This is a genomic window from Nocardia sp. NPDC004068, assembly GCF_042874315.1.
Taxonomy (GTDB): Bacteria; Actinomycetota; Actinomycetes; order Mycobacteriales; family Mycobacteriaceae; genus Nocardia.
Window position 1 is genome coordinate 95,949 of the sequence record NZ_JBIAMW010000002.1, and the last position, 20,398, is coordinate 116,346.

At 69.9% G+C, this 20,398-nt stretch carries 22 protein-coding genes; 9 read left to right on the forward strand and 13 right to left on the reverse strand.

Translation table 11 applies throughout. The annotated features are described in order from the left end of the window. Positions 1–169: 169 nt before the first annotated feature. Positions 170–697 carry an NUDIX domain-containing protein gene (locus ACFYTQ_RS04520; protein ID WP_387357206.1) on the reverse strand — a complete coding sequence of 176 codons (528 nt, stop codon included), beginning with the start codon at positions 695–697 and terminating at the stop codon, positions 170–172. Beyond that, positions 690–1,397 carry a GntR family transcriptional regulator gene (locus tag ACFYTQ_RS04525; protein WP_387357208.1) on the reverse strand — a complete coding sequence of 236 codons (708 nt, stop codon included), beginning with the start codon at positions 1,395–1,397 and terminating at the stop codon, positions 690–692. Before ACFYTQ_RS04525 ends, ACFYTQ_RS04520 begins: the two co-directional genes overlap by 8 nt. A gap of 166 nt (positions 1,398–1,563) precedes the next feature. Between ACFYTQ_RS04525 and ACFYTQ_RS04530 the strand changes: the two genes are divergently transcribed. The 6 genes from ACFYTQ_RS04530 to ACFYTQ_RS04555 all read left to right on the forward strand — a co-directional run bounded on the left by ACFYTQ_RS04530 (position 1,564) and on the right by ACFYTQ_RS04555 (position 7,666). Continuing rightward, positions 1,564–2,850, forward strand: a complete 1,287-nt coding sequence (locus ACFYTQ_RS04530; RefSeq protein WP_387357210.1) for an MFS transporter — start codon at positions 1,564–1,566, stop codon at positions 2,848–2,850. 28 nt (positions 2,851–2,878) lie between these two features. Then, positions 2,879–3,628, forward strand: a complete 750-nt coding sequence (locus ACFYTQ_RS04535; protein WP_387357212.1) for a LamB/YcsF family protein — start codon at positions 2,879–2,881, stop codon at positions 3,626–3,628. A gap of 7 nt (positions 3,629–3,635) precedes the next feature. Further along, entirely contained in the window at positions 3,636–4,283 is a 648-nt protein-coding gene (locus ACFYTQ_RS04540) for an allophanate hydrolase subunit 1 (protein ID WP_387357214.1), read from the forward strand. 246 nt (positions 4,284–4,529) lie between these two features. After that, the gene (locus tag ACFYTQ_RS04545) at positions 4,530–5,405 is read left to right on the forward strand and encodes a biotin-dependent carboxyltransferase family protein (RefSeq protein ID WP_387357216.1); all 876 of its coding nucleotides are present in this window, start codon (positions 4,530–4,532) and stop codon (positions 5,403–5,405) included. Positions 5,406–5,898: 493 nt separating this feature from the next. Further along, positions 5,899–6,276 (forward strand): nitroreductase family deazaflavin-dependent oxidoreductase, encoded by a 378-nt coding sequence (locus ACFYTQ_RS04550; protein WP_387357218.1) that lies wholly within the window; start codon positions 5,899–5,901, stop codon positions 6,274–6,276. Positions 6,277–6,364: 88 nt separating this feature from the next. Then, positions 6,365–7,666: a glycoside hydrolase family 1 protein gene (locus tag ACFYTQ_RS04555; RefSeq protein WP_387357925.1), complete on the forward strand. Its 1,302-nt coding sequence runs from the start codon at positions 6,365–6,367 to the stop codon at positions 7,664–7,666. Positions 7,667–7,774: 108 nt separating this feature from the next. On the opposite strand, the gene ACFYTQ_RS04560 is transcribed toward ACFYTQ_RS04555, so the two are convergent. The 4 genes from ACFYTQ_RS04560 to ACFYTQ_RS04575 all read right to left on the reverse strand — a co-directional run bounded on the left by ACFYTQ_RS04560 (position 7,775) and on the right by ACFYTQ_RS04575 (position 13,091). Next, positions 7,775–9,301 (reverse strand): FAD-dependent monooxygenase, encoded by a 1,527-nt coding sequence (locus ACFYTQ_RS04560; protein WP_387357220.1) that lies wholly within the window; start codon positions 9,299–9,301, stop codon positions 7,775–7,777. 44 nt (positions 9,302–9,345) lie between these two features. Further along, positions 9,346–9,957 (reverse strand): TetR/AcrR family transcriptional regulator, encoded by a 612-nt coding sequence (locus ACFYTQ_RS04565; RefSeq protein WP_387357927.1) that lies wholly within the window; start codon positions 9,955–9,957, stop codon positions 9,346–9,348. Between the two features lie 162 nt (positions 9,958–10,119). Next, positions 10,120–11,307, reverse strand: coding sequence for a PucR family transcriptional regulator (locus ACFYTQ_RS04570; RefSeq protein WP_387357222.1), 1,188 nt, complete (start codon positions 11,305–11,307; stop codon positions 10,120–10,122). Beyond that, positions 11,295–13,091, reverse strand: a complete 1,797-nt coding sequence (locus ACFYTQ_RS04575) for an AMP-dependent synthetase/ligase (RefSeq protein WP_387357930.1) — start codon at positions 13,089–13,091, stop codon at positions 11,295–11,297. The genes ACFYTQ_RS04570 and ACFYTQ_RS04575 overlap by 13 nt, the downstream gene beginning before the upstream one ends. 232 nt (positions 13,092–13,323) lie before the next feature. On the opposite strand from ACFYTQ_RS04575, the gene ACFYTQ_RS04580 reads away from it, so the two are divergent. Together ACFYTQ_RS04580 and ACFYTQ_RS04585 are read left to right on the forward strand one after the other, a co-directional pair. Continuing rightward, a complete protein-coding gene (locus ACFYTQ_RS04580; RefSeq protein WP_387357224.1) occupies positions 13,324–13,701 on the forward strand; it encodes an arsenate reductase family protein in 378 nt (125 codons plus the stop codon). Between the two features lie 35 nt (positions 13,702–13,736). After that, complete coding sequence (locus tag ACFYTQ_RS04585; protein ID WP_387357226.1) at positions 13,737–14,093, forward strand: nuclear transport factor 2 family protein; 357 nt, start codon at positions 13,737–13,739, stop codon at positions 14,091–14,093. A 126-nt stretch (positions 14,094–14,219) separates the two neighbouring features. On the opposite strand, the gene ACFYTQ_RS04590 is transcribed toward ACFYTQ_RS04585, so the two are convergent. Together ACFYTQ_RS04590 and ACFYTQ_RS04595 are read right to left on the reverse strand one after the other, a co-directional pair. Continuing rightward, on the reverse strand, positions 14,220–14,777 hold the full coding sequence (locus tag ACFYTQ_RS04590) for a DUF4873 domain-containing protein (protein WP_387357228.1): 558 nt from the start codon (positions 14,775–14,777) through the stop codon (positions 14,220–14,222). A gap of 443 nt (positions 14,778–15,220) precedes the next feature. After that, positions 15,221–16,141: a diiron oxygenase gene (locus ACFYTQ_RS04595; RefSeq protein ID WP_387357230.1), complete on the reverse strand. Its 921-nt coding sequence runs from the start codon at positions 16,139–16,141 to the stop codon at positions 15,221–15,223. Between the two features lie 78 nt (positions 16,142–16,219). Here ACFYTQ_RS04595 and ACFYTQ_RS04600 point away from each other — a divergent pair, with 78 nt between their 5' ends. Further along, a complete protein-coding gene (locus ACFYTQ_RS04600) occupies positions 16,220–16,951 on the forward strand; it encodes a TetR/AcrR family transcriptional regulator (RefSeq protein WP_387357232.1) in 732 nt (243 codons plus the stop codon). A gap of 39 nt (positions 16,952–16,990) precedes the next feature. Here the strand turns inward: ACFYTQ_RS04600 and ACFYTQ_RS04605 are convergent, their stop codons facing one another. From ACFYTQ_RS04605 to ACFYTQ_RS04625, 5 genes are read right to left on the reverse strand one after another with little or no spacing between them, the layout of a single operon-like run. Then, positions 16,991–17,545, reverse strand: coding sequence for a pyridoxamine 5'-phosphate oxidase family protein (locus tag ACFYTQ_RS04605; RefSeq protein WP_387357234.1), 555 nt, complete (start codon positions 17,543–17,545; stop codon positions 16,991–16,993). Between the two features lie 17 nt (positions 17,546–17,562). After that, positions 17,563–19,107, reverse strand: a complete 1,545-nt coding sequence (locus ACFYTQ_RS04610; protein ID WP_387357236.1) for a phytoene desaturase family protein — start codon at positions 19,105–19,107, stop codon at positions 17,563–17,565. After that, positions 19,100–19,858 carry an SDR family NAD(P)-dependent oxidoreductase gene (locus ACFYTQ_RS04615; RefSeq protein WP_387357238.1) on the reverse strand — a complete coding sequence of 253 codons (759 nt, stop codon included), beginning with the start codon at positions 19,856–19,858 and terminating at the stop codon, positions 19,100–19,102. Before ACFYTQ_RS04615 ends, ACFYTQ_RS04610 begins: the two co-directional genes overlap by 8 nt. Continuing rightward, positions 19,842–20,222, reverse strand: coding sequence for a lipocalin-like domain-containing protein (locus tag ACFYTQ_RS04620; RefSeq protein ID WP_387357240.1), 381 nt, complete (start codon positions 20,220–20,222; stop codon positions 19,842–19,844). The genes ACFYTQ_RS04615 and ACFYTQ_RS04620 overlap by 17 nt, the downstream gene beginning before the upstream one ends. A gap of 2 nt (positions 20,223–20,224) precedes the next feature. Beyond that, positions 20,225–20,398 carry a hypothetical protein gene (locus ACFYTQ_RS04625; protein WP_387357242.1) on the reverse strand — a complete coding sequence of 58 codons (174 nt, stop codon included), beginning with the start codon at positions 20,396–20,398 and terminating at the stop codon, positions 20,225–20,227.

A 20,398-nucleotide genomic window follows, 5' to 3' on the forward strand; every position in this document is an offset into this window, starting at 1 on the left:
TGGCGGGGTCCCCGCGCCGAGGAGGACCATGAGCGTATGCGCGTGCGCGCGCACACCGAACAGCCCACCGGCCCCGCAGACCCGGTGGGCTGTTCGTTTCGGGGCCCCGGGTACGAGGGCCCGGGGGAGGTGCGGGTCGGCGGGTGCGAGGGCCCGGCGGAGGAGCCGGTCAGCGGGTGCGGGCGGCCGGGATGAGCTGCGGGATCAGCACGCGGGTGTCGGGGACGAAGGGCCAGGTCGGGTCGGCGAGGTGGTCGAGGAGTTCGGTGCCGGACCACCACCAGCCGTCGGCGATCTCCTCGGGCTGGTGGCGGATCGGTCCGTCGTAGGGCAGCGCGTAGGCGAACAGGTGGCAGCGCATCGGGCGTCCCGCCCACTCGCCGTCCCACGACACCCGCGCCGCGGGGGTGAGCGCGTCCGCTCGCGTCGTGATGCCCAGTTCCTCGCCCACCTCGCGCGCGGCCGCGGACCGCGGCTCCTCGTCGGGGCCGAGCACCCCGCCCGCGAGGCAGTCGTGCATTCCGGCGAAGACCGCCTTGGTCTTGGTGCGGCGGTGCACGTAGATCCGGCCGGTGCGCGGGGAACGCACCAGCACGCCCGCGCTCGCGTGCCACAGTCCCTCGGCGTAGACGCGGGCGCGTTCGGCCCTCCCGGTCCGGTTCCCGGCGGCGTCGTAGACGGCGATCACCTCACCCATGCGCGGCCCTGTCGTGCGCCTCGGCGTAGACAGCGCGCAGCTGCGCCTCCGCGTCGCCGAGGTAGTCGGCCAGCAGCGCCGCCGCGGTCGCGCCCTCCCCGCGCGCCAGCGCGTCGAACACCTCGTGGTTGCGGTGCAGATACGGCCGATGGAAGACCTCCGGATCGGCGACCACATGGAAGATCAGCCGCAGCTCGTTCCACACCCCCGACATCAGCGAATCCAGCAGGCGGCTGCCGTTGAGCGCGGTCACCGCGCGATGGAAGTCGACGTCCGCGGTGCCCACGCCGGTCCAATCCGCCTGCGCCGCACAGCGTTCCGCGCGCTCGAGCGCCGTCCGCACCCGGGTGAGATCGGCGTCGGCGGGGTCGCGCAGCGCCGCGCACTCCACGATGCGACGGCAGCGATAGACCTCGGCGATGTCCTCCACGGTCGGAACCCGCACGAACACACCGCGATTCAACTCGTGGGCGACCAGCCGCTCCTCGATCAGCGTGCGAAACGCCTCGCGCAACGTATTGCGCGATACCGTCAGCGCCTCGCAGATATCCCGCTCCGACAGCCGCGTGCCCGGCCGGAAGGTACCGTCCAGGATGCCGTCGCGGACGATGTCGGCGACCTGCGCGCTGCGGCTCGCGCGGTCGAGCTTGCCGCGATGCGCGGCCAGCTGGGCGTAGGTGTCGACGGCGGGATTCGCCACGGTCCTCCTCGGGAGCCGATTCGCGTGCGGTGCGGACGAATTCGAGACTACTCGTCGAAGATCACCACCTGCGAACGATCCCATCGAAGTATTGCCGGATTGTTCAACAATTCTTACCATGAGACGTGGAACACACCGCGCTCGGCGCTCGCCCGGAGGGGGCATCGTGACCTATTCCTTCATCTCCGCACCCGGCGGTCCGCGTCCGGCGGACCGCACCACCCGCCCGTTCGACTGGTTCCGCACCCTGGGCGCCACCGGACGCCGGGCCTTCTTCGGCGCCTTCGGCGGATACGGCATGGACTCCTACGATTTCCAGGTGCTGCCGCTGGCCCTCGGGGCGATCGGCTCCTATTTCGCGATCGGCACCGGTCGTTCGGGGCTGCTCACCACCGTGACGTTGGTGGTGTCGGCGCTGGGCGGGGCGATCGCGGGCGCGCTGGCCGACCGCATCGGGCGGGTCCGCACCTTGCAGGTGACCATCGCGATGTACGCGGTGTTCACCGTATTGTGCGGGCTCGCATGGAATTTCGAGAGCCTGCTGGCGTTCCGGGCGTTACAGGGACTCGGCTTCGGCGGCGAGTGGGCGGCCGGGGCGATCCTGGTCGCGGAGTACGCGCGGCTGGAGTACCGCGGCCGGGCCGTGGCGTATGTGCAGAGCGCGTGGGCGGTCGGCTGGGCGCTGGCCGTCGGGGTGTACACGCTGGTGTTCCAGCTGTTCGACGAGCGGGTGGCCTGGCGGGTGCTGTTCTTCACCGGGGCGCTGCCCGCGCTGCTGATCGTGTGGGTGCGGCGCAGCGTCACCGACGCGCCCGCGGCCACCGAACGGCGGGCGAGCGCGGCCGAACGCGGGCGCTTCGACGCGATCTTCCGGCGAGATCTGTTGCGCACCACCGTCTTCGCGGCCCTGCTGGCGACCGGGGTGCAGGGCGGGTACTACACGCTGGCCACCTGGTTGCCGACCTACGTGCAGAAGACGCGGCACCTGACCGTGGTGGGCACCGGCGGCTATCTGATCTTCGTGGTCAGCGGCGCGTTCCTCGGTTACGTCTGCGGCGGTATCCTGACCGACAGGCTGGGCCGCAAGCGCAATATCCAACTGTTCGCCGTACTGTCGGTGGTGTTCATGGTCTCCTACACCCGGATTCCGCAGGGCGCCGACACACTGGTGCTGGTGCTCGGATTCCCGCTGGGCTTCGCCACCTCCGCGATCTTCTCCGGCTTCGGGTCGTACCTGTCGGAGCTGTTCCCGACCGCGGTGCGCGGCACCGGGCAGGGCTTCACCTACAACTTCGGCCGGGGCGTCGGGGCGGTGTTCCCCACGGCGGTGGGCTACCTGGCGGGCACCTCGCTCGGGCTCACGGGTGCGATGCTGTTCGGTGCGGTCGGCTACGCGCTGGCGGTGCTGGCGCTGCTCGGCCTGCCGGAGACGCGCGGGCGAGAACTGGTGTGAGCGTGGGCATGTCACGAATCGAGGGAGAGTGATGATCGATCTGAACAGCGATCTCGGTGAGGGTTTCGGCGCCTGGACGATGGGCGACGACGAGGCCCTGCTCGACATCGTCACCAGCGCCAACATCGCCTGCGGCTTCCACGCCGGGGACCCGTCGATCATGCGCCGCACCTGCGAGCTGGCGGTGGCGCGCGGGGTGCGGATCGGGGCGCACATCTCCTACCGCGACCTGGCCGGTTTCGGCCGCCGCGCGATGGCGGTGGCGCCGCACGAGCTGACCGACGAGACGCTGTATCAGATCGGCGCCCTCGACGCCTTCGCCCGGGCCGCGGGCGACCGGGTGCGATACGTGAAACCCCATGGGGCGCTGTATCATTCGGCATCGTCCGATCCGGCCGTGGCCGAGGCGGTCATCGCGGCCGTCGCGGGCTACGGGGAGCTGAGCGTGCTCGGGTTGCCCGGTTCGCGATTGCAGGCCGCCGCCGAGGCCGCGGGCGTGCCGTTCCACGCCGAGGGTTTCGCCGACCGCGCCTACACTCCCGCCGCGACCCTCGTCTCCCGATCCGAACCGGGCAGCGTGCTCGACCCGGAAGCCGCACTGGCCCAAGCGGTTTCGATCGCGGTCGACGGCGCGACCCGGGACGTCGACGGCGCGTCGGTGCGCGTGCCCGCCCGGAGCCTGTGCGTGCACGGCGATTCGCCCGGCGCGGTCGCCATGGCCCGCTCCATTCGAGAGGCGTTGACCGCCAAAGGAGTTCGATTGGCGGCCTTCGCGTGAGGACGGCATGACCGCCCCCCGCATCCTGCCCGCCGGGGACCGGGCGCTGCTGCTGGAACTCCCGGAGCGGCTGGCCCCCGCCGCGCTCACCGATCGGCTGCGCGCGGACGCCCTCCCCGGCATCGCCGACCTGCTCCCCGCCGCGCGGACCGTCCTGGTGACCCTCACCCCCGACGCCGTCTACGCCAAGGTGACCGACCGGCTCGAACACGTCCTCGCCGAATTCGCCGAGCGGGACGCGGCTTCCGCCGATCCCGGTGCCGCGCCCCTCGAGATTCCCGTGCGCTACGACGGTGACGACCTCGCCGAAACCGCCGCACTCCTGGGCATCTCGGTGGACGAACTGATCACCCGGCACACCGACCACCTCTGGCAGTGCGCCTTCATCGGTTTCGCACCCGGCTTCGGTTACCTCACATCTCCCGACGCCGATCTCACCGTCCCGCGCCGCGACCGCTCTCGCACCAAGGTGCCCGCCGGATCGGTCGCCCTGGCGGGCGGTTACAGCGCGGTCTACCCCCGCAGCTCCCCGGGTGGCTGGCGCATCATCGGCCGGACGGACACCGTGCTGTGGGACCTCGACCGTCCTGAACCGGCCACCTTGCGGCCCGGTGCGTCGGTGCGGTTCGTGCGGGTCGAGGGAGGATCCGCGTGAGTGAATGGCGTTGTGCGACAAGGTATTATCTTCCGGATCCGCGGCGCGGCGCGTTTCGTGCGTTTCGGGGAGGGTGCGCATTTGAGACCGAGTGGCCTCCTGCGGTAGGGACGTGTCGTGCGGGGCGTTGTCGACAAGGTCTGGGCCGCAGTGCGTTTCGAGCGGAGAGGGCGGTGGGCGCGGAGCGTCCTGATCCGTTCGTGCTGGTTCGGTGCGGTTCGGGCGGGCCGGGGACGGGAGGCGTTCATGGGTGAGGCGATGGTGCGGGTGCTCGCGCCCGGGATGTTCAGTACCGTGCAGGATCTCGGGCGGGCCGGGTGGTTTCACGCGGGTGTCGGGGTGTCCGGGGCGGTCGATCGGGGCGCGTTGGGGCTGGCGAATCGGCTGGTGGGCAATGCCGAATCGGCGGCGGGGATCGAATGCGTGCTCGGCCGGTTGCGGCTCGAGGCGACCCGGTCCGCGGTGGTGGCGGTGACGGGGGCGCCCGCGCCGATCACCGTGGACGGACGCGTGGAGGGGCTGGCGTCGGTGCTGTTCCTCGAGGCGGGGCAGCGGCTCGAATTGGGCGTCGCCGCAACGGGTTTGCGTTGTTATGTCGCCGTGCGCGGCGGGATCGACGTCCCGCCCGTCCTGGGCTCCCGCAGCCGCGACACCCTCGCCGGTCTCGGCCCCGAGCCGCTGCGCGCGGGCGACGAACTCCCCATCGGACCCGCCCCCCGCACCTGGCCCACCCTCGAACTCGCCCCCCTCGCCGCGCTGACCGACGACCCGCTCCCCGTCCGCGTCCGCCTCGGCCCCCGCGCCGACTGGTTCCACAATCCCACCGACCTGTTCACCGGCCACTGGCGCGTCGCCACCGACTCCGACCGCATCGGCCTCCGCCTCGACCGCCCCGACGACGCACCCCCCTTGCGCCGCAGCGTATCCGGCGAACTCCCCACCGAGGGCATGCCCCTCGGCGCCATCCAGATCCCCCCATCCGGCCAACCGGTCGTCTTCCTCGCCGACCATCCCATCACCGGCGGCTACCCGGTCGTCGGCACCGTCGTCGACGCCGACATCGACGCCCTCGGCCAGGCCCGACCCGGCCGCGTGATCCGTTTCCGGCCTTGGCTTCCGTAGCCGGGTCATGTGCTCGGTGACGGGACGTTCTCGATGCCGATGTTGACGCCCTCGGCCAAGGCTGGTCCGTTTTCGGCCTTGGCTTCCGTAGCCGGGTCATGTGCTCGGTGACAGGACGTTCTCGACGCCGATGCCGATGCCCTCGGCCGAGCCGGGCCGCGTGATCCGTTTTCGGCCTTCGCTTCCCTAGCTGGGGCATGTGCTCGGTGACGGGACGTTCTCGATGCCGATATCGACGCCCCCGGCCCGGCCGCGTGATCCGTTTCCGGCCTTCGCTTCCCTAGCCGGGCCATGTGCTCAGCGTCAAAACGTTCTCGATGCCGACACCGGTGCCCTCGGCTCGGGCGCGTGATTCGTTTCATGTGCTCGGTCACAGGGCGTTCTCGATGCCGCGTCGGTGGTTCGGTACGAGCGCCGCGGGGCGTTCGGGGCCGTGGGGGAGGGGTGGCGGCGTAGCCTGTGGGGCGCAAGGGACTTCCGAGAGAGGATGCTCATGCCGTTGCCGCGGGCGCTGGCCAGGTTCAACCGTCGGGTCACCAATCGAGTCGCGGGGCCGCTCGTGCGTCGGTCGTCCGCCTTCGGGATCGTCGTGCACAAGGGACGCAGATCCGGGCGGGTCTATCGCACCCCGGTGACGATCTTCGCCCACGACGACCGGTATCGCATCGCCCTCACCTACGGGCGCGATGCGGATTGGCTACGGAACATCCTCGCGGCGGGCGACTTCGAACTCGAGACCGCGGGGCGGGCGCTGCCGCTGACCGATCCCACGGTGCGGCACGATCCGGCCGCGAGTTGGGCGCCGCTGCCCGTACGTCCGGCGCTGCGCGCGATCGGCGCGGAATATTACGTCGAGGCGCGTCCGGCCTGACCGTCGCGGCCCGCGCTCGGCATCCGTTGTGAGATGGTACAAACGGACAGGCCCGAGGTCCTCGACGAATTGAGAGGTTGTGCTCGTGATTCGACGCGTGACAGGTTTTCGCTCCACCACCGCCCTGGCGCTCGCCGTGGCGGCCGTGCTGGCCATCGGCGGTTTCATCCCCGCACGGGCGCAGGCGGTGCCGCCGGTCGGCGGTGAATTCCTCTGGGGCGTGGCGTCGTCCGGGTTCCAGAGCGAGGGCAGCGCGCCCGACAGCAACTGGAGCCGATACGCGAACTCGGGCCGGGTACCGGATCGGTACGGGGATTCCGTCGATTTCTACCACCGCTACCGCGACGACATCCGGCTCGCCGCCGACCTGGGCTCCAAGGTGTACCGGGTCAGCGTCGAATGGGCGCGGGTGCAACCGAATCCGGGGACGTGGGACGAGGGCGCGTTCGCCTTCTACGACGACGTGATCGGCGCGATCCGCGCGGCCGGGATGCGCCCGATGATCACCCTGGACCACTGGGTGTTCCCCGGCTGGGAGGTCGATCGCGGCGGCTGGGCCAATCCGGGCATGGTCGACGACTGGCTGGCCAACGCCCGCCGCGTGGTCGACCGCTACGCCGGGGCCGATCCGCTGTGGGTCACCTTCAACGAACCGACCCTGGGCCCACCGGTTTTCGTGGCGCAGGGCAATCTCTCCCCGGTGCTGATCGGCGTCGCGCTCGATCGGCAGGTCGCCGCGCACCGGGCGATCTACGACTACATCCATTCCCGGCAGCCGGGCGCGATGGTCACCAGCAACGTGTCCTACACCCCCGGCTACGAATCGGTGACCGCGGTGCCGTTCGAGAATCGCATCGCCGACAAACTCGACTACGTCGGCATCGACTACTACTACGGCAGCCTGCCCTCCCCGGTCGACACATTGTTGTTCGGCACCCCGTGGGCGGCTCCCTTGCAGCCCGAGGGCATCTACTACGCGTTGCGCCACTACGCCCGCGAGTTCCCGGGGCGCCCGCTCTACATCGTCGAGAACGGTATGCCGACCCAGGACAACAAGCCCCGCGACGACGGCTGGACCCGCGCCGACAATCTCCGCGACACCGTCTACTGGCTCCAGCGCGCGAAGGCCGACGGCATGAACGTCATGGGCTACAACTACTGGAGCCTCACCGACAACTACGAATGGGGTTCGTACTCACCGCGTTTCGGCCTCTACTCCGTGGACGTCAAAACCGATCCGAACCTCGACCGCCGCCCCACCGACGCGGTGCCCGCCTACCACGACATCATCGCGAACGGCGGTGTCCCGGCGGACTATCGGCCCACCCGCCCGCCGGTGCCGTGCTCGATCGTCGATCCGCCGTTCAGCTGTGTGGATCCGGTGCGGTGAGGGTACGGTCGGCCGCCGGGGCTCGGTGCGGTGAGGATACGGTCAGGCCCGGGGCTCGGTGCGGTGAGGATACGGTCAGGCCCGGGGCTCGGTACGGTGAGGGTAGGGTCAGACCCCGGGCCTCGGTGCGCTCAGTGAACGGGCCGGGCCGAACCAGCGGGTGAGCGCCTCGGGCAGGCCCGCCGTGCTGGAATCGTCTGTGGCCCAAGCGATATAGCCGTCGGGGCGGATGAGCAGGGCCGCCGCGGGTGCCTCCGCGGCGGTGCGGGTGTCCACCCGATCGGACCACCCGATGATCTCGTCGGCGAGGTGCGGGTCGCGGGTCAGCAGGAGCGGGCGGCCCGAACGCAGCAGAGTGGCGATGCGGTCGGGCCCGTCGGGGGTGGTGACGGTGAAGTCGGGGACGAGCAGACCGGCGAGCGGATGATCGCAGCCGGTGTCGTAGCGGACGTCCGCGCCGCTCATCAGGTGCGCCAGGTGGTCGACGACGGCGGGGATGCGAAGGAGTTCGCCGAACAGCTGTCGTAGGCCGCCGACCTCGGGATTCGGTGCCATGAGGGCACTTTGGGCCGTCGAACTCAACATGACGCGTTCGGCGAGCGGGCGGCGTTCGCTGTCGTAGGTGTCGAGAATCTCGTCCGAGACGTCACCGCGCACGCGGGCGGCGAGTTTCCAGGCGAGGTTCATGACATCCTGCATGCCCAGGTTCAGCCCCGGGCCGCCCATGGCCGAATGGACGTGCGCGGCGTCGCCGACCAGGAATACCCGGCCGTCGCGATACCGTTCGGCGGTGCGGGTGTTCTGGCCGACCGAACGCCGTCGCTGATGCGGTCCGGGCCAGGACGGTTCGGCCAGCGGGACGTCGACGCCGACGACGCGGCGCAGGCTCTCGCTCATCTCGTCGAGGGTCAGCGGCGCGTCCTCGTCGAGCGGGCCCTGCCCGTCCTCCACGGTGCCGACCATGGTGCGGCCGGGCTGGAGTTCGGCGATGATGACCATGCCGCGCTCGGTCCAATTGTGGCCCCACGCCAACGGGCCGTATCCCGGTAGGAGATAACCGCTTTCGGTGCGCACCAGTCCGGGTACCTCCGCGTGTGCGACGCGGCTCACCCGGTCGGGAGCGGTGAAGCCGGGGAAGTCGATGCCGGATCGCTTGCGTACCAGGCTTTTTCCGCCGTCCGCGCCGACCAGGTAGCGGGCGGTGAACCGTTGCTGGCCGTACGGGCCACTCACCGTGGCGGTGACTTCCTCGGCGTCCTGGGCGAATTCGGTGAGGGTGTGCTGCCAGCGGATATCGGCCCCGAGCTTTCGGGCGTGCTCGGCGAGCAGGGCGGTGAGTTCGGGCTGCGGGATCGGCCAGGCGTACATGGGATTGTCGGCCAGGTTGCCGAAATCCATAGGGAGGCCGCTGAAGATGTAGAACGGAAGGGGTTGCGGCACACCGGGATACAGGCCACGCAGATCGAGCAGGCGGGGGACTTGGCCGACGATGCCGTTGGCCTTGGGCTGCGTGCCCGGACCCGGGCCGGTCTCGAGGACGATCGGCCGCACCCCGGCCAGCGCGAGTTCGGCGGCGAGCAGCAGGCCGTTGGGTCCGGCTCCGGAAATGAGGGCGTCGGTTCGTGTTTCGGACATGACGAGGTGAACCCCCTGTCGTTTCGGTGTTCTGTGGTGCTCGGTTATTCGTGGGGATCGGGGTCGGGTGATTCGATGGTGACCAGCGAAAAGGCTTGGCGCAGTAGGTCGGTGATCAGGACCGGCGGCTCGGCGTTCACATAGGTTTCGACGGTGGACTGGAACACCGCGACCACTACGCTCGCCACCAGATGTGGATACAGATCCCGCCCCCGCTCGGTGCCGCTGCGTTCGGCGACGGCGGCGATCAGTTCCTCCTCCAGGCCGAGGGTCATCGCCGCGCGCGCCTCGGGGATGTCGAAGAGCTTGCGGATCTCCGCCAATTGCGCGGGCGTCGGCGGCCCGTACCCGGTGGCCTCGATCTCGGCCTCCAAGGGCGCGAGGGCCGCCGCGGTCACCGCCTCCCACATCGGCTCATCGGCCGGCCGCTCCCGCAGCAGCGCCACGGCCCGCCGCATCCGATCAACCTGCCGATACGCCAACGCTTCCCACTTGTTGGAGAAGTAATTGTTGAACGTCCGCACGGAAACCCCGGCCCGCGCCGCGATGTCCTCCCGCACCAGGTTCTCCACCCCGCGCTCGAACGCCAACCCCAACGCCGCATCACTCAGCGCCCGCCGAGTATCCAGCTTCTTCCGCTCCCGCAACCCGAGCACTCCATCATCCCGCACCCCACCACTCTCCCAGTAAATTGCCCACCAGGCAACCTTTCCCGCCGGGCAAAAATCTATCCGCACCCCTTGTTCGAATCCGCACCCCTTGTAAAGCCCTGCAACAGGTGCGGATTCGAATAGAGGGTGCGGCTGGGTTGCCGCGGGTTAGGGGGTGAAGGTGGAGGTTTCCAGGCGGCGGGCTATGCGGGCGGCGGAGAGGGTCATGGCGTCGGTGGGGCGGTGGGGGTCGAGGCCGGTTAGTTCGTGGACTCGGGCCAGGCGGTAGGTGACGGTGTTGCGGTGGATGTTGAGGAGGCGGGCGGTGGCGAGTTGGTTGAAGCCGGTGTCGACGAAGACGGCCAGGGTTTCGGCGAGTAGGGGTTGATTGTCGAGGGGGGCCAGGACGGTGGCGAGGCCGGGGCGGGCGGGGCCGCTGACGGCGACGGTGTACTCGAACTGGAGATCGGTTCGGCGGCAGAGGGATTCGGGGCGTTCGAGGCAGCGGCCGAGTTCGGCGAGGACGCGGGCCTCGGCGAAGACGGTGGGGATCTCGGCGCGGGCGGGGGCCGCGCCGACGCCGACCCAGAAGGGGGCGGGGGAGTCGGGGGCGCGGGTGGGCAGGCGCGCGGACAGGGCCGCGGTGGTGGCGGAGCCGTCGTCGCCGGGTTGTAAGGGGACCAGGGCGGTCCAGCCGCCGCTGTCCAGGCGTAGGAACACGCCGGGAATGGCCTCGATGCAGTGCCGCAGTTCGCTGGCGTCCAGGCCGTGCCGTTCGCGGCTGCCCGCGGCGAGGCGGAACACCGCGACCAGGAACGCGTCCGGAACGCTGATCGCGGGTTCGTCGGCCCACTCCACCGGATCGCGCCCGGTGAGCAGGGCCTCGGCGATGCCGCGACGCCGCTCGAGCAGTTCCCAACGCGGGTCGTGGGCGCGCCGCACACACGCCGAGGCGATCCGCTCGACGATATGAGTCACGTAGCGCAGCAAGGGAAGTGCCGCGTCCGCGAGCACCTCGCGTTCCCCGGGATCGGCGGCCGCCCGTAACCGGCCGTAGACGAATTCCGCACCGGCCCGGTACCGGCCCAGTACCTCGTCGAGCGGTTCCCCGTCGCGCACCCGGTCGAGGGCGAGCTCCACCAGCTCCCGGGTCTCCTCGGGCGGTGGCATGCGCCCGTGCCGGGCGTATTCGAAGAACAACTCGACGTTCAGCTTGCTGCCGCGTTCGACCCCCGAGGCGACCAGGGAGCGCGGCAAGGTGCGGTAGGGCTGCATCGACTCGGAGAACTCACGGATGAGTACCCCCGCGCGGTGGTACAGGGATTCGATGACCGCCTCGCGGTTCAGCGTATCCACGGCGTCCTCCGTCCGGGCTGTGTGGCGTAAAGCGATTCGATCGTATCGGCATACGCCGCGGCGATGGGTTTGCGCCGGAGTTTGCCGGTCGCCGTGAGACACTCGCCGCCGGGCGCCCAGACCTCCGGCAGCACCGCGAACGCCCGCACCTGCTCCACCCTCGACAGCCGGGCGTTGGCGGCCGCCACGCCCTCCTCGATAGCGCTGCGCACCAAGGGATTCGAGGCCAGCGCGGCGATATCGCGGGCGGGCAGATCGTGGCGTTCGGCGAAGGCGGCCGCCAGATCGGGGTCCAGGCAGATGAGCGCCGTGTTGTAGGGGCGTCCCTCCCCGATGACCGCGACCGTCCCGGCAAGGGGGGTGTGCTCGAGGACGATGTTCTCGATATTGGTGGGGGACATGTTCTTCCCCGCCGCGTTGATGATGAGTTCCTTCTTGCGGTCGACGATCCGTAGGAAGCCCTCCTCGTCGAGTTCGCCGATATCGCCGGTGTGCAGCCAGCCCTCGGAATCGATTGCGGCCGCGGTCTTCTCGGGATCACCGCGATACCCCCGCATGACCATCGGCCCGCGCACCAGGACCTCGCCGTCGGCGGCGATCCGCACCTCGGCGCCGGGCAGCGGCGTGCCGACGGTTCCGATCTTGATTCGGTCCGGGCGGGTGACCGTCGCGCCCGCGGTGCATTCGGTCATCCCGTAGCCCTCGCACAGCGGTATCCCCAGGCCCAGGAGGAATTCGTGGGTGTCGCGCGGGATGGGCGCGGACCCGGTGACCGCCACCCGGACCTGGTCCAGGCCGAGACGCGCGCGGATGGTCGAGAGCACCAACCGGTCCGCCACCGCGTGCCGCGCCCGGTCGATCGGCCCCGGGCGGCGCCCGTCGGAGAGCGCCCGTGCCCGCGCCCGGCCGGTCGCCAGCGCCCAGCGAATCAGCCTGCGGCGCCGCGGGTTCGGCTCGGCCGCGAGCCGTTCCTCGAGCGCGGCGCGGACCTTCACCCAGATCCGAGGCACCCCCAGGAACACCGTCGGACGCACCTCCACCAGCGCCTCGGCCACCTGGGTGAACTCGGGGACCGTGGTAATCTGCCCGCCTTCCAGGAGTCCGAGGTAGTGGGCGAACCACCGGTTGGCGGCGTGCGCGTCGGGCAGATAGGACACCACCCGATCCTCGGGACCGCCGCCGCCGAATTCGTCGATGATGCGGGCGTTCTCGATGAAATTGGTGTGGGTCAGCTCCACACCCTTCGGCGGCCCGGTGGTGCCCGACGTGTAGACGATCGTCAGCACGTCGTCGGGATCGACCGCGCGCCAAGCGGATTCGAAATCGAAGCCGGGCGCGTCGGCGGCCTCGATCTCGGCCAGCGGCACGGTGCCCGCGGGCGCGTCGTCGACACACACCACGCGCTCGACCCGATGCCCCCGCGCGGCCGCCTCGTCCACCGCGGCGAGAACCTGTGCGGCGAAACGGTTCTCGCAGATCACCACGCGTGGTCGGGCATTGCCGAACTGGTAGGCCAGCAGCTCCACCGGATTGGTGTTGTAGACCGAGAACGGTGTCGCGCCGACGTGCAGGACGGCGGTGTCGCAGAGATGGAACTCGGGCCGGTTGGTGAGCATGAGCGCGACGGTGTCGCCGCGTCGCACGCCGTGCGCGGCGAGCCCGATCGCGATGGCGCGCACCCGATTTCCGTACTCGCGCCAGGTGATGCGCACGGAGTCGTCGCGGGTGCGCAGCGCGACGAGATCGGGACGACGGGCGACCGTGCGCTGGAATGCCTCGCACATGGTGCGCGGCCGGGCCGCCGCCGTCGAAGAACTCACAACCTACCCCTGCGTGGCCGGGCCGAGTGCCCGCGGCGACCTCGGCGTCCCCTCCAGCAGACCCTGTCACGACCGTGATCACCAGATGCAATCGTGCGAACCGCACCGCTGCGAATTGTGCACACTGCCCAAACGGCCGGCGCGACGGCCCGGCCCGAGCCGCGGTTGCCGCGGTCGCGCAGTGTAGCTTGCGGACATGACGTCGGAGCAGATGGAGATCTGGCACAACCCGCGCTGTTCCAAGAGCCGCGCGGCCAAGGCGGCCCTCGACGAGGCGGGCATCGCCTACACCGAGCGCCGCTACCTGGACAATCCGCCCAGTGTCGCGGAACTGCGCGCGATCCTCGAACGGCTCGGGCTCGAACCCTGGGACATCACCCGCACCGCGGAGGACGAGGCGAAGGAACTGGGCGTGGCCGACTGGCCGCGCACCCCCGCCGAGCGGGACCGGTGGATCGAGGCGCTCGCCGCGCATCCCAAGCTGATCCAGCGCCCGATCGTGGCCACCGCCGCGGGCCGCGCCGTGCTCGCGCGCGACGAGCAGACGTTGCGCTCGGTGTTACCTCCCGCGTAATCGACTCCGCCCGCCGCGGCGAACATGCTTGTGCCATGAGCGAATACGAGAACATTGCCCAGCGGTACATCGACTCCTGGAACGAGCACGACGCCGACAAGCGCACGGCGCTGATCGCGGAGGTCTTCACCCCGGAGGCCACCTACACCGACCCGCTGGCCCAGGTCGCGGGGACGGCGGCCATCGATCGAGTGATCGCGGGCGCGCAGGAACAGTTCGCGGGCCTGGAGTTCCGGCTCGGACCGGTCGACGGGCACAACGACATCGCCCGCTTCACCTGGTTCCTCGGCGCGCCCGACGCCGAACCCCTGGTGATCGGGTTCGACGTGGTCACCCTGGCGGACGGCCGGATCGAGCGGGTCCTCGGCTTCCTGGACAAGGTGCCCGCCTGACCCCCGGCCGCCATCGGGACGGCGGGGCGGGATTCGCCCACGGGATGCCGGAATCCGGTGTCCCGGAGGGCGTCCGTACCCGAGCCGTACGCCCTCCGCCGTCCCGGCAGCGGCCGGGAATCCGCCTCAGTGGCCGTGCGCCGCCATGGGGAAGGGCGGTTCGCCCACCCCGACGATCCGCAGCTGTCCCCATGGATCGCGTTCCTGCAACCGCCCTTCGGTCGGGGTGCCGCCCGGCACCGTCAGAAACACCTGGGCGCGACCGGGATCCGGCAGGTCGCCGTTCCCGTCCACCCGTCCGTACCAGTGATACCGGCCGTCGATGGGATCGGCGTGGCCGTTGAGGGTGACGGTCACCGGGATCTCTCCCCCCGGCACGTCGAGCAGTGCGGGGCCCGAATACTCGTGCGGCGCTTCACGATCCGCGGGGACCGTCAGATCGAAATGGTGTGGACGCGCCTGTCGCGGTGGACGATGCCTGCCCCCGCGCACCAGCCGCGCGTACTCGTGCTGGCAGGCCGCGCGGGCCTCGATGCGAGTACTCGCGGTGTGCCGCAGCATCTCCGCGCACGCGCGCACCGCCTCGGCCCGTTCCGTGATCGGCGGCCGGAAATCGCTTGCTCCCGGCGGTTCCGTGAAGAACAGATTCGGAAACCCGTGGAGGGCGATACCGAGGAAAGCCATTGCACCCGAATCCCTTTCGAGCATTCTTCCGCCGACCCCTATGACGCTGACCTCCGGCGACGGTGTAAGGATCAGCAGCCTCGTCCGAAGCACCCCGCCCTCGGCCATGTGCACCATCCAGCGATCGGCATCCGCGTCGAACTCCGCCGAGATCACCCGCTCGGCAGCGGTGTGGACGCTCTCACTGGCGAGCTGGGATCGAGCGCGGGGATCGCCTTCCGCTGGGGATGTCGGTCCCGCGACGGTGTGGACGTCCCCACTCGACATCCGAGATCGCCTGCGGGAGAGGCGTTCCGTTAGCGTCTCGATTACTCGGGACCGCCCGTGCGGGCCTGGTTCCGCGTCGGTGCCCAAAGTGGTGACGGTGAATCCTGCGCGCCTCAGCTCGGCGCGGATCCGAAGGGCGTCGGGATTCGTTGTGGTGACGAGGATTTCGCAGTCGGTCATGCCAGCAGCCCCCGGCGACGCCAGAGCCACTTTCCGGCCGGGCCGATGAGACCCTGCTTGTCCAGGAACGCGCCCAGGTTCTCCGCCCCCGTGGCGAGGGCGCGGCGGGCATGCGGATTGGCGCGTGCGGCGCGTTTGGCGGCGTGGCCATCCAGACCGGCGCGGTCGTACATGTGTCGGTTGGTCATCAAATGCACGAACAGCGGGGCGGCGACCGCGACACACAGGCGGGTGTAAGCCAATTCGGCCCTCGACATGGTGGGCACCCGGCGGGCGAGGGCGTCGCGGGCGAAGCCGATGTGGCGGGCCTCCTCGGTGACGTGGATGCGCATGGCGCGCGAGACCAGGGGCTGCAACTCGGGATCGTCGAGGGTCTTGCGTTGCAAGGCGTCGAAGATCTCCTCGCCCACCAGCGCGCCCACCCACACCATGGAGCCGCGCAGCAGCAGTTGCAGCGACGAGATGACCAGGCGCCCAACGGGTTCGGGCCAGTACGGCCGGGCCTCGATGCGGTCGATGAGCTTGCCGAACATCATCATGTGGCGGCACTCGTCGCCCATCTCGGTGAGCGTGTAGTGCGAACGGCGGCTGGTCGGATCGCCGTTCATCAACTCCCGCAACAACAATCGGTTCAGCAGGTTCTCGAACCAGATGCCCACCGACAGCACGTTCGCCAGCTCCTGGCGCGACAGCTCGCGTCGTTGCTCGGGTGTCATCGACTCCCACAGCTCGGTGCCGTAGAGCGAAACGATCTCGGCGGGCAGGAACAGTTTGCCGGGATCCAGCGGCGCGTCCCAGTCCATGTCCACGATCGGGTCGTAGGACTTCTTCACCGATCCGTTCAGTAGCCGCTGCGCGAAGGATTCCTCGGCGAGCAGTGCGGCGTCGTTGCCCATGACGGCTCTCCTGATGCTCAAGTATGCGATACAAGCTGTAACAGTCAGATTAGTGAGACATGGTGTAACGGTCAATACCGGGCCGGGTATCGTTGCGAGGTGACCAAATCCAGCGACGATCCCGGCTCGCGGCTCGACGGCCGGAGCACGCGCTGGCACGGGCACAAGCAGCAGCGCCGCGCCGAGGTGATCGACGCCGCCGTGGCGGTGATCGAGGAGAACGGCGTCGAGGTGTCGGTGCAGCAGATCGCCGACCGCCTGCGGCTGCCGCGCCCGGTGGTGTACCGGCATTTCGACGGCCGCCCGGATCTGGACGAGCAGATCCGCCGGCGGATCCTGGATTCGCTGCTGTCGGAGCTGATGCCGACCCTGCGCGCGGACGGCACGCTCAAGGACGCGGTCCGCGGCGCGGTCGGCACCTACGTCGGCTGGGTCGATCGGCATCCGAACCTGCACCGCTTCCTCGCCGGGGCCGCGCCGGGCGGGGACGCGCTCGCCGGGGCGCGCGACCGGATCGGCGGACGACTGGCCGACCTGTTCGCGAAGTCGTTGGCGCGCTTCGGCATCGATCCCAACCGGGCCCGTCCCATGGCCTTCGGCATCATCGGCTTCGTGGACGGGGTGGTGAACAGCTGGCGCTCCGACCCCGCGACCGCCCTGTCCTCCGACCAGGTCGAGGGCATCCTGTCCTCGTCCGTACTGGCCCTGTTCGAGGGCAACGCCCGCAGCCTCGGCGTGCCCTTGCAGCGCGACACACTGGTGGCGGACCTGCTGGCACACTCGGAAGCCGCTCGCCCGCAAGAGGTTTCGGGAACCGCCGGGACGTTGTGAGGCCGCTGGGATCGCCTCGCACGAGCGGCCTCGGCCGGATCAGCCCCTCCGCCGCGGAGTGTCATAGGGTCGGCTGCTGACTATCGTGCGCCCGTCATCGCTGAACTCGAGCAGTACTCGCCAGAGTTGGCGGACCCGGTGGTCGGTCCACAGGCCCTGGACCGGTTCGATGCGGTAGAAGACCTGCTGCCCCTGGTCGGGCGGGGCGACGTGGTCGTAGAGCGAGGTGTCGGCGAGCCACGGGAATTGCTCGAAGCTGAGCCCGACGGCCCGCTGGATCTCGTCGGCGTCGGTGACCAGGATCGCGCGGCCCTGGATCTGGAGGGCGCGGATCTCGTGGCGCCCGGCGTAACCGTCGGTGGGCAGGTGACTCACCACATAGCCGACATTCGAATTGTGCTGCATCTGAGCGTGTTTGCGATTGTGCCGGAAGGTGTGGATGTAGGCGATGAGGCCATCGGCGGCGAGGTGCATGGCGGAGGCGGACGGCCGACCGGAGGCGTCGACGGTGGCCAGCGCGGCGAGTTCCTCGGTGCGGAGCAATTCGGCGACCGCGTCCTGGATCTCGTCGAGACTGGGTTCGGGGTTGCGCATGTGCTGGCCTCCCTGCGTTATGAGAAGTTCAGGCCGAGATCCGCGAGTACCGCCAGGGCGGCGGCCCGGGCGCCCCCGGTGACGCCCTGGCCGGGATGGGTGGACGGCCCGATGAGATAGAACCCTTCGGCGGGCAGGCGGTAGCCCATGTTCGGCAGGGGCCGGAAACCCATGAACTGGAAGAGTTGGCAGCCGAAGTGGCCGGGATCGCCGTCCACCCACGCCTCGTTGTAGCGGGCCATGTCGACCGGACTGTGGACCACCCGTGACCGCACCTGCGCCGCACCGATATTCGTGGTGAGGCCGCAGAAGGTGGCGAAGACCCGGTCGAAGATCTCCTCCTTGCGGGTGTCCCAGTCGCCCTCGGCGAGTTCCATGGGCGCGTAGCCGAGAAGGTAGAGGGTGTGATGGGGCTCGGGCGCACGGGTCGGATCCCATCGGGTGGCGGTCGCCACCGAGGGGATGGTGTGCACGGGCTCGCCGTACTTCAGCTGATCGAAGGTGCGCAGCAGTTCGGGCAGCGGCAGCGTGACCTCCTGGAAGCCCGCCTCGGTGACCTCCGGTCCGGCGCGGAACTCCGGGGCGTCGCTGAGCACGAGATGCCCGGCCACCAACCGGAACCCGGCCGGTTTGATCCGATCGACCCGGCGTTCCCAGTCCGGGCCGAAACGGTGGTCGACCATCGCGGGCAACTGCTTGATGTTGAGGTCGGCCAATACCGCGCGGCGGGCGGTGAATTCGGTGCCGTCGGCGCAGCGCACCCCGGTGACCCGGTCGCCGTCGAAGCGGAATCGCTCGACCTTCGCGCCGGTTCGGATCGTACCCCCGCGTTCGGCGAGCGCCGCCGCCAACGCGTCGGTCAGCGCCTGCGACCCGCCGACGGCGAAGCCGAGGCCGTACCGGTGGATGAACGGCACCATCAGCAGCAGGAACGCGCCGGTGCCGCCCTCATCGGGTGCGATCAGCAGCTCCGAGACCCAACGCACCAGGGTGGCTTTGACTTTGGGGTGTTCGAACCACTCGTGACACACGTCCAGATAGCTCATCATCAGGATCCGCATGGTCTCCCGGCCGATCTCGCTCTGTTCCAGCTGCGCGAACATCGCGCCCAGCGGTGCGGCCGGGGTGAACAGCGTCGGGAGCAGCGAGTCCAACAGTGGGCTGGCGAACTCGTGGAAGCGCAGATAGTTCTCGGCATCGGCGGGCGAGATCCGGGCGATGGCCTCCGCGGTCTTGTGCACGTCGTGGTAGAAGGCGATGAAGTCCCCGTCCGGGAAGACCACCGACATGCTGGGGTCGGGATGGACGTAACGCAGCCCGTGGCGGGCGAGCAGGCCGAGTTCGTCGTCGCGGATCATCGGATTGCCGTGGATGAAGATGTGTGCGGTGGCGTGCAGGTCGTGGTGATGGCCGGGGAGGGTCACCGTCGCGCTGACCACGCCTCCACCGATCTCCCGCTTCGCCTCCAGGACAACCACATCCAGTCCCGCGGCGGCGAGGTACGCCGCGGCGGTGAGGCCGTTGTGCCCGGCTCCCACCACGATCACGTCGTGCTCAGGCATGGTGTCCTCCGAGTCCGTAGCCGCCGTCGATATCCCAGATCGAACCCGTGACGAAACCGCCGCCGCCGGAGTCCAGGAGGGTGAGCACCGGCGCGGCCACCTCGTCCGCGGTGGCGATGCGCTTGATCAGGTTGGTCGCCACGACACCGGCCTCGAGCCCCGGGATCGCGGCCGCCCCGGCGCGGAACCCGGGGGTCTCGGTGATGCCCGCGCAGACGCCGTTGACGCGAATGTTCATGTGCGCCAGCTCCGTTGCCCAGGTGGGTACCAGGTAGTGCAGCGCCGCCTTGGTGGCGCCGTAGATGCCGGTACCCGGACCCGGCTTGCGGCCGATCGATGAGGAGATCACCACGATCGCGGGGGCGGGCGCCTTCGCCAGCACCGGCGCCGACGCGGCGACTGTGGCGATCGTGCCCCGCAAATTGACGTCGATGATCCGGTCCACCTCGGCCATGGGCTGGGTGAGAATCGTTCCGGGAATGAGGATTCCGGCGTTGCAGACGACGAGGTCCAGGCCGTCGCGGGTGTGCAGCGCGTGGTCGACCGCGCGCCGCGCGGTGTCCGGATCGGAGATGTCGCCGCTGATCCAACCCGTCGCGGGGCCCAGCCGCTCGGCGGCCTCGGCCAGCGGTCGCTCCCGGCGCGCGGTCAGCACCACGCGCGCACCCTCGGACACCAGCGCGGCGGCGATCGCATAGCCGATGCCCTCGCTCGACCCGGTGACCAGGGCGGTCTTATCCTCGAATCGCATTGTGGTTCCTTTCGAGTCGGCGCCAGCGCACGACTCGGCCGTTGTCGGGGAAGGTTCGGATGGTCAGGAGATCGAGATCGGCGGACAGGTCGGCGCGGCGGATCTGATCCGCGCCCACCCAATCCGGACGGGAGCAGACCACGATCAGGTGATGCAGGACGCCGTCGTCGATTCGCCAGCGGCCCGCGTAGCCCAGATACACCGCGGCACCCATCATCGCGACCGCGAGATGTCCGTCGGCGGTGTAGAGCAGGAACCCGTCCGGGTCCTCGCCGAGCGGGCCGGGCACCGGTCGGCCGTCGGCGCCGGTGTCCCGGAACGAGTCCAGCCGCCAGCTGCCCACCAGGTCGTCGGGGCAGGGCATGGCTAGCGCCAGCCGCGGGGATCACGGAACATGTTGTGCGCGTGCGTGTTCGGAAGCCGACGCGGGGATCGCCGCGCCGCGCTGTCGCCGTCGGCGAGCAGCACCAGCGTGAGGACCGCGACCAGTTCCTCGGTCAGGTCGGCGCCGGGATCGAAAACCATTGCGGGACCGGGCAT